Source organism: Streptomyces sp. AM25, from assembly GCF_058146165.1.
On the sequence record NZ_JBKIWN010000028.1, the window covers coordinates 18,131 to 29,940 of the forward strand.

At 75.3% G+C, this 11,810-nt stretch carries 6 protein-coding genes; 2 read left to right on the plus strand and 4 right to left on the minus strand.

Going from position 1 to position 11,810, the window contains the following annotated elements; genetic code table 11:
- Window positions 1-39 precede the first annotated feature (39 nt).
- The 4 genes from ACLHRZ_RS29875 to ACLHRZ_RS29890 all read right to left on the minus strand — a co-directional run bounded on the left by ACLHRZ_RS29875 (window position 40) and on the right by ACLHRZ_RS29890 (window position 5,754).
- The gene (locus ACLHRZ_RS29875; RefSeq protein ID WP_490421678.1) at window positions 40-1,017 is read right to left on the minus strand and encodes a hypothetical protein; all 978 of its coding nucleotides are present in this window, start codon (window positions 1,015-1,017) and stop codon (window positions 40-42) included.
- A gap of 211 nt (window positions 1,018-1,228) precedes the next feature.
- Entirely contained in the window at window positions 1,229-2,335 is a 1,107-nt protein-coding gene (gene prfB, locus ACLHRZ_RS29880; RefSeq protein ID WP_490421679.1) for a peptide chain release factor 2, read from the minus strand.
- Between the two features lie 183 nt (window positions 2,336-2,518).
- Window positions 2,519-3,790: a serine/threonine-protein kinase gene (locus ACLHRZ_RS29885; RefSeq protein WP_490421680.1), complete on the minus strand. Its 1,272-nt coding sequence runs from the start codon at window positions 3,788-3,790 to the stop codon at window positions 2,519-2,521.
- 167 nt (window positions 3,791-3,957) lie between these two features.
- Window positions 3,958-5,754: a serine/threonine-protein kinase gene (locus ACLHRZ_RS29890; RefSeq protein ID WP_490421681.1), complete on the minus strand. Its 1,797-nt coding sequence runs from the start codon at window positions 5,752-5,754 to the stop codon at window positions 3,958-3,960.
- 515 nt (window positions 5,755-6,269) lie between these two features.
- On the opposite strand from ACLHRZ_RS29890, the gene ACLHRZ_RS29895 reads away from it, so the two are divergent.
- Together ACLHRZ_RS29895 and ACLHRZ_RS29900 are read left to right on the plus strand one after the other, a co-directional pair.
- Window positions 6,270-10,244 (plus strand): FtsK/SpoIIIE domain-containing protein, encoded by a 3,975-nt coding sequence (locus ACLHRZ_RS29895; protein WP_490421710.1) that lies wholly within the window; start codon window positions 6,270-6,272, stop codon window positions 10,242-10,244.
- A gap of 212 nt (window positions 10,245-10,456) precedes the next feature.
- Window positions 10,457-11,803 carry an ABC transporter substrate-binding protein gene (locus ACLHRZ_RS29900; RefSeq protein ID WP_490421682.1) on the plus strand — a complete coding sequence of 449 codons (1,347 nt, stop codon included), beginning with the start codon at window positions 10,457-10,459 and terminating at the stop codon, window positions 11,801-11,803.
- The last annotated feature ends 7 nt before the right edge of the window (window positions 11,804-11,810 follow it).

Here is an 11,810-nt window from a genome sequence, read left to right on the forward strand (position 1 = left end):
CCCCCCCCCCCGGGCCTCTGTGCTGCGGGGAGGCGGTCGTCAGGCCGCCGTGCCGCGGTTGATCAGGCGCGGGAGCATCCGGAAGCCGATGCCGCCGGCGATCATCACCGCGGCGCCGGTCACCAGGAAGGCCGTCTGACCGGCACCGGTCTGGGCCAGCTCGCCGGTCTGGGCGAGCTCCTCCTTGGGCTTGTTCTGCTGGACCGGCTGGGCGCCGGCGTTGTCCGGGCCCGGGTTGTTGCCACCGGTGGCCGCGGCGCCGTTGTTGCAGTTGGCGCTGTCGGTGTCGACGGGGCAGGTGCGGGCGTCGTCGGAGCCGCCGGTGCTGCCACCGCCGGTGGCGGAGCCGCCCGTGGAGCCGTGGTCACCGGAGCCGCCGTTGGTACCGGAGGAGCTGCCGCCGGTGGTGGAGCCGCCGGTCGTGGTGCCGGAGGTGCTGCCGCCCGTGGTGGAACCTCCCGTCGTCGTACCGGAGGTGCTGCCGCCCGTCGTGGTGCCGGAGGTGCTGCCACCGGTCGTGGTGCCCGACGTGCTGCCGCCCGTGGTCGTGCCGGAGGTGCTGTCGCCGCCGGTCGAGCCGGACGTGCTGCCACCGGTCGTCGTACCCGACGTGCTGCCGCCGGTCGTGGTGCCGCTGGTGCTGCCACCCGTGGTCGTACCGGAGGTGCTGCCACCCGTCGTGGTGCCGGAGGTGCTGTCGCCCCCGGTCGAGCCGGACGTGCTGCCACCGGTCGTCGTACCGGAGGTGCTGCCGCCCGTCGTGGTGCCGCTGGTGCTGCCGCCCGTGGTCGTACCGGACGTGCTGCCGCCCGTCTGGCCGCCGGTCGGCTGCGGGATGGAGGTCGGGTTGCCCGTGGGGTCCGTCGTGGGGTCGGTGTGCACGCTCACGTCGATGCCGGGAACGGACACGTCGACCCCGGCGGCTGCAGCCGCGCCCGCGGCCGTCAGCGACGCACCCGCGGCCATCACGGCACCGGCCGCTATTCGCGCAACGCGCAGCCGAGTCGTCTTCGTCATCTGCCTGCTACCCCCTGTAGCTGATCTCGTCGATGGAGCAGCTATGCACAGGGCCGTGGCATTCCGGGGGCAGCGTGACCGGGCCGGCGATCGAAACGCCGGGACGCTTACCCCCCGTCACACGCGCCCCAGTGATACGCATGCCGGGCGCAAGCCTTGCGATTTTCGGGGGCGACGTCAAGCCGGAACGATCCGGCCGACGCCAACGCCGTTACTTTTCCTGCTGCTTGCGCCAGCGGATACCGGCCTCGATGAAGCCGTCGATCTCGCCGTCGAGCACGGCCTGCGGGTTGCCGACCTCGAACTCGGTGCGCAGGTCCTTGACCATCTGGTACGGGTGCAGGACGTACGAACGCATCTGGTTGCCCCAGGAACCGCCGCTGTCGCCCTTGAGCGCGTCCATCTTGGCCTGCTCCTCCTGGCGGCGGCGCTCGAGGAGCTTGGCCTGGAGGACGTTCATGGCGGTCGCCTTGTTCTGGATCTGCGAGCGCTCGTTCTGGCAGGAGACGACGATGCCGGTCGGAATGTGCGTCAGACGCACCGCGGAGTCGGTGGTGTTGACGCCCTGGCCGCCGGGGCCGGAGGAGCGGTAGACGTCGACGCGCAGCTCGGACTCGTCGATCTCGACGTGGTCGGTCTGCTCGACGACCGGCAGGACCTCGACGCCGGCGAAGGACGTCTGACGGCGGCCCTGGTTGTCGAACGGGGAGATGCGCACCAGGCGGTGCGTGCCCTGCTCGACGGAGAGGGTGCCGTAGGCGTACGGGACCTGGACGGCGAAGGTGGTCGACTTGATGCCGGCCTCTTCGGCGTACGAGGTCTCGTAGATCTCGGTCTTGTAGCCGTGGCGCTCGGCCCAGCGCAGGTACATGCGCTGCAGGCGCTCGGCGAAGTCGGAGGCGTCGACGCCGCCGGCCTCGGCACGGATGTTGACCAGCGCCTCGCGGGAGTCGTACTCGCCGGAGAGGAGGGTACGGACCTCCATCTCGTCCAGCGCCTTGCGGACGGCGGTCAGCTCGGCCTCGGCCTCGGCGAGGGCGTCCGCGTCGTCCTCGGCCTCGGCGAGCTCGAAGAGCACGCCCAGGTCGTCGATGCGGCCGCGCAGCGACTCCGCCTTGCGGAGCTCCGCCTGGAGGTGCGACAGCTGACTGGTGATCTTCTGCGCCGCCTCGGGGTCGTCCCAGAGGGACGGGGCGGCCGCCTGCTCCTCGAGCACGGCGATGTCGGCCCTCATCTTGTCGAGGTCCAGGACGGCCTCGATCGACCCCATGGTGGAGGAGAGGGACTTCAGCTCTTCGGATACATCAACGACTGCCACGCACCCCAGCGTAACGGCTGCGCCGGGCTGTCCGGTCCTCGCGGTGCGGGGCCGATGGGCGGGGCGGTGGTTTCGGGGCCCCGCTCCTTGCCCGCACCTGGGTTGTGGGCAGGCGTTCCGCAAGGCGGAACGGGTGGGCACAACCCGGCCCACCCGTCGCAACCACCCCGCGGTACCCCCGGACTACGGAGTCCGTTCCGTTCGGTGCACGCCCGGCTTCGCGTCGCCCCCGCCGTCGTGATCGGCGGCGAACCAGCCGCCGACCCCCGCCGCGGCGGCCACCGCGACGGCCACGGCGCCCAGCCGGATCCGCTTGCGCCGGGCAGCGAGCTCCGCAGGAGTCCGGTGGCGGGCCGAGCCCGCCCGCGGCTCGCCCGCGGCGCGCGGGGAGCGGGCCGTGCCGTGCGGGCCGCCCGCGAGCTCCTCCGGCGCCGGCACCCGCATGCTCGTGTGCGTGTCCCGGCTGGAGTCGGGCACCCCGCCCGGCACCAGCGGCACGGCGCCCCGCCGCTGCGGCTCGCCGGCCACGGCCGGCGCCGGCGCCACGGCACCCGCTTCCGGGCGGGCGGCGGCAGCCGTCTCCTCCGGTTCGTCGATGTCCAGCGGCGGCAGCCCGGCCAGCGACGGCAGCAGCTCCCGCAGCCGCGCCCCCAGCTCGGTGGCCCGCAGCCGCGAGGCGGGGGCCTTGGCGAGGCACTGCACGACGAGCTGCCACAGCTCGTCGGGGATGCCCGGCAGCGGCGCCACCGTCTCCGTCACGTGCCGCCGCAGCACCGCGCCCGGGTGCCCGCCGCCGAACGGTGTGAAGCCGGCCAGGAGCTCGTAAAGCACGGTCGCCAGCGCGTAGACGTCGACGGAGGCGCGCGGCGGCAGGCCCTCGATGATCTCGGGGGCGAGGTAGTCCGGCGTGCCGATGATGCTGCGCTGGCCCGTGGAGCGGCCGCCGGCGCCGCCGCCCGGGGAGTCGACGAGGCGGGCGATGCCGAAGTCCGTCAGCAGCGCCTGGTGCGCGCCGCCGGGGCCCAGCGGGCCCTGCATGTCCAGCAGGACGTTCTCCGGCTTGACGTCGCGGTGGATGATGCCGGCCGCGTGCGCGGCGGCGAGCCCGTCCGCGACGTCGGCGACGATGGCGACCGCGGCCTCGGGCGCGAGGCGGCGCTCGCGGTCGAGCCGGGTGCGCAGGTCCGTCCCCCGGATGAGGTCCATGACGAGCGCGAGGTCGGCGCCGTCGACGACGAGGTCACGGACGCCGACCACGTTCGGGTGGTCGAGACCGAGGAGGGCCGCGCGCTCCTGGACGAAGCGGCCGACGAGCTCCTGGTCCGAGGAGAGGTCCTCGCGCAGGAGCTTGATCGCGACCGGCCCCTCGGGACCGTCGCCGAGCCACACCGTCCCGGCACTGCCACGGCCCAGGACCTGGTGGGCGGTGTACCGGCTGCCGATCTTCCGTGCCAAGACTGTTCCCCGACTCCTCCGTCATCCGGCCGTCCTGCGACTGGCGCGCTGGCGCGCTGGCGACCAAGCTACTGCCAACCGTCACGGGGAAGGCAGAAAAACCCCTGCCGGTGTCGACATATCGATGGCGTCGGCAGCCGGACCGGCAGGTCGCGGGGCGTGCGGGGCTACCCGTGGGAACCGAGATTCGACACCCAGTCCTTGACGGCGGTGCCCCAGCTCCACAGCGTGTCCCAGTAGCCCTTGCCGTCGGCCACCCATGTCTTGAGCGGGGTGAACTCCCAGACCAGCCAGGAGCCGACGACCAGCAGGACGATCATGAACAGACAGCCCTTGAGGCAGCCCAGACCCGGGATCCGCATGGGGTTCGCGCTGCGCTGCCGCGGCGGGCGCGGCTCCCGGCCGGGCGCCGGCTCGGGGGCGGGCGGCGGGGCGTACGGCTGCGGCGCGGGCTGCTGCCGGCGCGGCTGCTGACGCTGCGGCTGGGGCTGCGGCTGGGGCTGCGGCTGCTGACGCCGGGGCGGACGCTGCTGCTGCGGCTGCGGCGCGTAGGGCTGCGGCTGGGGCGCGTACTGCTGCGCGTACCCCTGCTGTCCGTACGGCTGCTGCCCGGGCTGTCCGGACTGCCCGCCGTACTGCTGCTGTTGGGCCTCGCGGCGCGTGGGGCGGCGGCGCAGCGGGTCCTCGGCGGGGTCGAGGTACTGCAGCTGCGTCTGCTCGTTGCGGTCGCGGGCGGCGGCCATCTGCGTCTGCCACGGGTGCGGGCCGTCGGCCTGCGGGGCCCCGGGCGGGACGGGCGGCATGACGCGGGTGGGATCGGCGCCCGGCCCGCCGGCGGGCGGCAGCACCTGGGTGGGGTCGGCGTTGGGGCCGCCCCTGGACAGCACCTGGGTCGGGTCGGCGTTCGGGCCGGTGCTCGGCAGGACGCTGGTCGCGGCGTTCGGGTCGTAGCCGCCCGGCTGCTGGGCGGACAGCACCTGCGTGGGGTCGGCGTCGCCGGAGCCGGGGATGCCCGGGGCGGCGCCCTGGCCCGTGCCCGGCACCGTGGCCGGCTGCGGGTCGGGCGCGAGGAGCGCGGCGACCCCGAGGGCCGCCTCGGCCTCGGCCGGGGAGGCGTGCACGCCGACGCCCGCGGCGACGACGCGCAGGGCGCGGGCGAGGTTCTCGGCGCTGGGCCGCACCTCGGGCCGCTTGCTCAGGCAGCGCTCGATGACCGTCCAGAGCGGCTCGGGGACGGTGGTGGGGCGGCGCGGGTCGGCGGTGAGGTGCTGGTGCAGGACCTCCAGCGCGGTCGCGCCCGCGAACGGCGGGCGGCCGGTGACCAGTTCGTACAGCAGGATGCCCGCGCCGTAGATGTCGACGGCGGAGGTCTGCGGCCGGCCCTCGGCGGACTCGGGCGCGACGTACGCGGGCGTGCCGACGAATTCGTGGGTGCGGGTGAGGCCCGGGGAGTCCGCGAGGCGCGCGATGCCGAAGTCCGTGAGCATCGGGTGCATCTGGCCGCCGTCGCTCTTGAGGAGGACGTTGGCGGGCTTGAGGTCGCGGTGCACGATGCCGTCGGCGTGGCTGGCGGCCAGGGCGTCGGCGATCTGGGCGGTGAGGAGGGCGGCGGCCACGGGGGTGAACGGGCCGTTCTCGCGCAGGTAGCGGTGCAGGTCCGGACCGTCGATCAGGTCCATGACGAGCGCCAGCAGATCGCCCTCGACGACGAGGTCGCGGGTGCGGACGATGTTGGGGTGGGTCAGCCGCAGCAGGACGGAGCGCTCGCGCAGGAACCGCATGACGACGTCGGCGTCATTGGCCAGTTCCTCCTTGAGGACCTTGATCGCAACGGTCTCGCCCGGCTGCCCGGCGACGGCCGCCTCGGCACCGGCCGCCTCCCTCTGGCGGGCTCGCCAGACGGTGCCCGTGGCTCCGCGTCCGAGCGGCTCCTCGAGCAGGTACTTGCTGCCTACCGGCCGCACGTCATGCGCTCCCTGGTCGTGATCTGCTGGGTCTGCTGAATCGGCCTGGTCCCGTGTTCGGCCTTCCGCCCACTGTAGTGCCGGTCCGGGGGGCCGTCGGCGGCCGTGATTCGGATGCGACGCCACGGGCTTACGGGGAAGACGCAACGCGGGCGGGGATGGTTGCCGGGGGCGCGGCGGGCGGCCGGGGCGACCGCACGGTTTCGGCAATAAAGCGCAAGAAACAAGCCGGTCCGCGGACACAGGTGGCACACAGGAGAGAACAAATCGGCCACCGGCTGACAGTGGCGCAAGAGTGCCTCATCCTCGGAGGGTCGTTCAAGATCACGAATTGGCTCTCGCGGGGCGCGTTGTCGGCGGCAGGTGCGAGGATGCTCGCAGCACGGACGCGGCGGGGAGGGAGCGGGAGACCCCGCGCGACGTGGACCTGTACGTGCCGACGCGCTCGTGCACGGCCGGAGGGGGAGAGCCGCCCCGCCCGGCCGGCCGGGGGCAGGAAGGGACCGTTGACGGCGATGCAGATCCGGCTGACCGTCCTCGGGCCGCTCGGCGGCCACACCCACAGCGCCGCCGCGGCGGCCCACGTCTCGTGCGACGTCCTGGTGACGGCCCCCGTGGGCACTGCCCTCGCCGGCGTCGCGAGCGGCCTCGCGGCCGCCGTCGCGGCGGCCGGCTCCGACCTCGGCACGGGTGCCGTCGCGGTCTACGCCGGCACCGAGCGCCTCGACCCGCAGCGCTGCGCCCTCGGCGAGCCGCCGCTGATCGACGGCGCCGTCCTGTCCCTGAACGCCCCGGCCGACCCCGAGCGGCACGCGGGCGTCCTGCTGTCCGGCCTCCCCGAGTCCGCCGCCCGGCTGCACGTCGTCTCCGGCCCCGACGCGGGCGGTGTGCACCTGCTGCACGGCGGCGAGGTGCGGGTGGGCCGCTCCGGCGGGGCGGACGTCCCGCTGGACGATCCGGACGTGTCCCGGCTGCACTGCGCGGTCACGCTGTCCGACGAGGACGGCAGCATCACCCTGCACGACCTGGGCTCGACGAACGGCACGGTCCTCAACGGCGAGCGCGTGGACGGCCGGGCCGTCCCCTTCCCTCCCGGCTCGCTGCTGCGCGTCGGCGAGTCGACCCTGGTCCTCCACGCGGGCCCCTGCGGCGACACTCCGGAGGCGGCTCCGCGGGTACTGCCGGCGACACCGGACGGCGAAGGGCACCTGCGGGTGGGGCAGTTGGCCTCACCCGGGCAGTCCGTGAAACTGCCGGGGCAGCAGGGGGCGGCGGAGGTACGCGGGGGAAGTCCCTTGCCTCACAGCGCCGTTCACCCCGGGGAGGTGCCGGCTGCGCCGGGGGGTGGCGGGGCCCTGGCGGGCGCGGGTGCGGAAGGCACGTGGGCGGCTGCGGGCAGCGCCGGGGTGCCTGCGGCGGGTGCGGGTGACGGCGGGCGGGAGCCTGCGTACGGTGCCGGGCAACCCGCCCCGGGAGCACACCCGACAGCCACCGGTGACGGCGGGCGAGCACCCGCATACGGCGCCGGGCAGCACACCTCGGGAGTGCCCAAACAGGCGGCCGCCGACGGACGGGCGACCACGTACGGCGCGGGGCAGCACCTTCCGGGAACACCCGCGGCGGCCGCGTACGACGCCGGACAGCGTGTCCCGGGAATGCCCCTGGCCGCCGCCGGTGACGGCGGACGGGCATCTGCGTACGGCACCGCACAGCACGCCCCGGGAGCACACCCGGCGGCACCGGCCGCCGACGGACGAGCCCCCGCGCATGGCACAGCACAGCACGCCCCGGGAGCACCCGCGACCACGGCCGCCGACGGGCAGGCGCCCGCGTACGGCGCCGGGCAGCACGCCCCGATGGTGCCCGCGCAAGCGACCGCCGACGGCGGGTCGGCGGCGATGCCCGCGGCCGGCACCACCGCCGCGCCCCCGGCGGCCCGGGCCAGCGTGCCCTCGCAGGCCGCAGCTCCACTCGAACAGCAGCCCCTCGCGGGCGACTTCGCGCAGCCCGGCCCCACCGGCTACGCCACCGGAACCCTCGGCCTCGACGGCGGCACCGTCCGCCGCCCCGCCCCCGCCCACTCCGGCTACGCCGGCCACACGCCCGGCGCCGCCGGGACCGTCCACGGCGTCGGCTCCGCCTCCTTCGTCCCGGGCGGCCACGACGACGGCGCCCACGAAACCCTGGGCGGCCGCGGCCTGCCCCTCGCCGTCGAGGCCGAGGCGGACGACGCCGAGCCGCGGCGCGGCAAGCGCGGCCGCGGGATAGGGGCCTGGGCCCGCCGGCTCACCGCCGGGCGGGGCACGGCGCAGCGCGGGAGCGGCGAGGACCCCGAGGCGGACGGCCCGGAGAGCGAGGCCGGGCAGGCGCTCGCCACCGCCGCCGCACTGCGCGGGCGCTGGCCCGACCCGGCCGCCGTGCTGCTGACGGCCCTCGGCCCCGGGACGCTCCTGTGGGAGCGCGGGCCGGACCACCCCGACCTGCTCACCGTCCGGCTGGGCACGGCCGACCGCAGCCTGCTGCCCTCCGTGCCCGTCACCGTCGCGCTGCGCCAGGCCGGCGCCCTCGGCCTCGCCGGGCCGCGCGAGCGGCTGTCCGGGCTCGCCCGGTCCGTGCTGGCCCAGCTGGCCGCCCTGCATCGCCCGGCCACCCTCGAGTACGTGCTGATCAGCGCGGACCGCGCGCGGACCGCCGAGGAGCGGCTGGCCGAGTGGTCCTGGCTCGGCTGGCTGCCGCACGCGCGGCCCGCGCACGGGCAGGACTGCCGGCTCCTGCTCGCGTACGACCGCGAGCAGGCCGAGGCGCGCACGGCCGAGCTCGTGCGCCGCCTGGACGACGGCCCGCTCGGGACCGGCTGGGCCACGGCGCCCCCCGAGGCGGTGGCCGCGGCGGCCGCGCAGCACCGCGGCCCGTACACGGTGCTGGTCGTCGACGGCGACCCGGGCTCCCCGGCGCTGCGCGACACCGTCGCCCGGCTGGCCGGGAGCGGCGCGGCGGCCGGCATCCACGTCGTGTGCCTGGCGGAGGCCCCGCCCACCACGCCCTCCTCCCCCGTGTCGGCCACCCTCGCCACGGCCCAGGCCGCCTCCCCCGCGTTCGCCCAGTGCGGGGCGGTGGCCCTGCTGAGCGGTGACGTGGCCACGGTGGTGCAGGTCATCCAGCGCGCCCCGGCGGGTTCGCAGGGCCCCGTCGTGCCGGCGGTGGTCCCGGCCGTCGCGGGTACGACGCTCGTCGCCGCCGTGGACGCGGTGTCGGCGGCCTGGGCCGAGCGGTTCGCCCGGGCGCTGGCCCCGCTGCGCATGGCGGAGGGCGTCGGCGCCGACGGGCCGGGGGCCCGCGTGGCGGCCGTACTTCCGCGCGCGGCACGGCTGTTGGACGAGCTGGGGCTCGCCCGCGCCACGCCCGCCTCGCTCACCGCCCGCTGGGCGGCCGCGACCGACCGCGGGTCCCGCCCCGGCGGCCGGGCCGTCGCCGTGCTCGGCGCCGGGCCGCACGGCCCGCTCGCCGTGGACCTCGCGGGCGACGGCCCGCACCTGCTGGTGGAGGGCGCGCCCGGCAGCGGCAAGACGGAGCTGCTGCGCTCGCTCGCCGCCTCGCTGGCGGCCGCCGACCGCCCCGACCGGCTGTCGCTGGTCCTCGTCGACGGCGCCGCCGCCGAGCGCGGCGAGGGCCTGCGCATGTGCACGGACCTGCCGCACGTGTCCACGTACCTGGCCGCGTCCGACCCCGTGCGCATGCGGGAGTTCGCGCAGGCGCTCGGCTCGGAGCTCAAGCGGCGCGCGGAGCTGCTGGGCACGCTCGACTTCTGCGCGTGGCACGACCGGAACCCCGCGCCCCCGGCACCCGACGCCCCGGGCGTCGTGGCCCCGCGCAACGGCGACCTGGACTCCCCGCCGAGCGGCACGCTCAAGCTGCGGACGCAGCGCGGCGGTCCGGCGCGGACGGCGGAGACGGCGCTGCCCCGGCTCGTCGTCCTCGTGGACGACTTCGACGCCCTGGTCGCCCCCGCCCTCGGCAGCACCGGCCGCCCGGCGGCGGGTTCGGTCGTCCGGGCGCTGGAGGCGGTGGCCCGCGACGGCGAGCGGCTGGGCGTGCACCTGATCGCCGCGTCCGGGCGTCCGGACCGCACGGCCGACACGGCAGCGGTCGAACGGGCCGGGCTGCGGGCGACGTTGGAGATCGCCCCGGCGGCGGAAGGCGCCGGCTCCGGCGCCGACAGCGAACCGGCGCCCGGCCGGGGCCGTTTGCAGCGGCCGGACGACGGGGTGGTGACGCCGTTCCAGGCGGGCCGCGTCACGGGCCGCATCCCGCGCACGGCGACGCTCCGCCCGACGGTGGTGACCCTGGACTGGCAGCGCATGGGCGACCCGCCGGCGCGACGGCCGGTACGGGAGCTGGGCAACGGTCCGACGGATCTGGCCTTGCTGGCCAGCGCGTTGCAGCGCGCGGCCCAGTCGGCGGGGGCACAGGCGGCTCCGCCGCTGTTGTAGGGGGCTTTGCGCAGGCACCGGACGGGCTGATTTGCTGCCCGGTGCCGGGCACTTTCAGCCCGTCCGGCGATTGAGGACGAGCGGCGGAGCCGCGACAACAGCAACCCCGGGGGCAGCAGCCTCCAGGAGACGGGACCCCGCGCGCTATTGCGGCCACAGCCTCCCCGGCGTAGGACTGTCGCACGGGAGTGCGGTCACGGGGAGGTCCGGTCATGCGTACGGCACCATTACTCGCTCTGGCCACGGCGGTCGTCCTGGCCGCCGCCGGCTGCAGTAGCAGCAGTAGCAGCGACAAGAAAAAGGACGAAGGGAAATCCGGAGGCGCCGTCCCCCACACCCTCCAACTCCCCAAGCTCACCGGCCAGAAGATCAAGGTCACCGCCGTCTGGACCGGTGTCGAGCAGCAGAACTTCACCAAGGTGCTGGACGAGTTCCACCAGCGCACCGGCGCCGACGTCTCCTTCGTGCCCAGCGGCGACGACATGTCGTCGTTCGTCGGCTCCAAGATCGCCGGTGGCGACCCGCCCGACGTGGCCATGCTGCAACAGCCGGGCGTCCTGCACGAGTTCGCGCAGAAGGGCTGGCTCAAGCCGCTCTCCGCCGGCACCACGGCCGAGCTGGACAAGAACTTCGCCAAGGGCTGGCAGGATCTCGGCTCGGCGCAGGGCAAGCAGTACGGGGTGTACTTCAAGGCCAGCAACAAGTCCCTGGTCTGGTACAACACCAAGATATTCGACGCCGCCGGCGCCAAGGTGCCCGGAACGTGGCCGGAGTTCCTGCGCACCGCGCAGGCCATCGCCGACTACGGGGTCTCCCCGGTCTCCGTCGGCGGTGCGGACGGCTGGACGCTCACCGACTGGTTCGAGAACATCTACCTGTCCCAGGCCGGCCGCGAGAAGTACGACGCCCTGACCGTGCACAAGATCAAGTGGACGGACCCGTCCGTCAAGGACGCGCTGACCACGCTGGGCCAGCTGTTCGGCAAGAAGGAACTGCTCGCCGGCGGCAACGAGGGCGCGCTGCAGACACAGTTCCCCACGTCCGTCACCCAGGTCTTCGCCGGTGGCGAGAAGGCCAAGGCCGCCATGGTCTACGAGGGCGACTTCGCCGCCGCCAACGTCACCGCCGCCAAGGCCCGCATCGGCATCGACGCCAAGGTCTTCCCCTTCCCCGCGGTCGGCGCCGAGTCTCCGGTGGTGACCGGCGGCGACGTCGGCGTGGCGCTCAAGGACGGCCAGGCGGCGCAGGCCCTGCTGACCTTCCTGGCCTCGCCGGACGCGGCGGCCATCTGGGCCCACCAGGGCGGCTTCGTCTCGGCGAACAAGAACCTGGACCTCTCCGTCTACCCGGACGACGTCCAGCGCTCGATAGCGAAGGCCCTCGTCGGCGCCGGCGACAACTTCCGCTTCGACATGTCCGACCAGGCGCCCGCCGCCTTCGGCGGCAAGCCGGGGCAGGGCGAGTGGAAGGATCTCCAGGACTTCCTGAAGAACCCGTCCGACGTCGCGGGCATCCAGCAGAGACTGGAGGACGACGCGGCCAAGGCGTTCAAGAGCTGACGGGGGC

What these genes read in the sequence shown, in the direction of transcription:
- ACLHRZ_RS29875 (WP_490421678.1), bottom strand. Translation starts at nt 1,017, where the DNA reads ATGACGAAGACGACTCGGCTGCGCGTTGCGCGAATAGCGGCCGGTGCC.
- ACLHRZ_RS29895 (WP_490421710.1), top strand. Translation starts at nt 6,270, where the DNA reads ATGCAGATCCGGCTGACCGTCCTCGGGCCGCTCGGCGGCCACACCCAC.
- ACLHRZ_RS29900 (WP_490421682.1), top strand. Translation starts at nt 10,457, where the DNA reads ATGCGTACGGCACCATTACTCGCTCTGGCCACGGCGGTCGTCCTGGCC.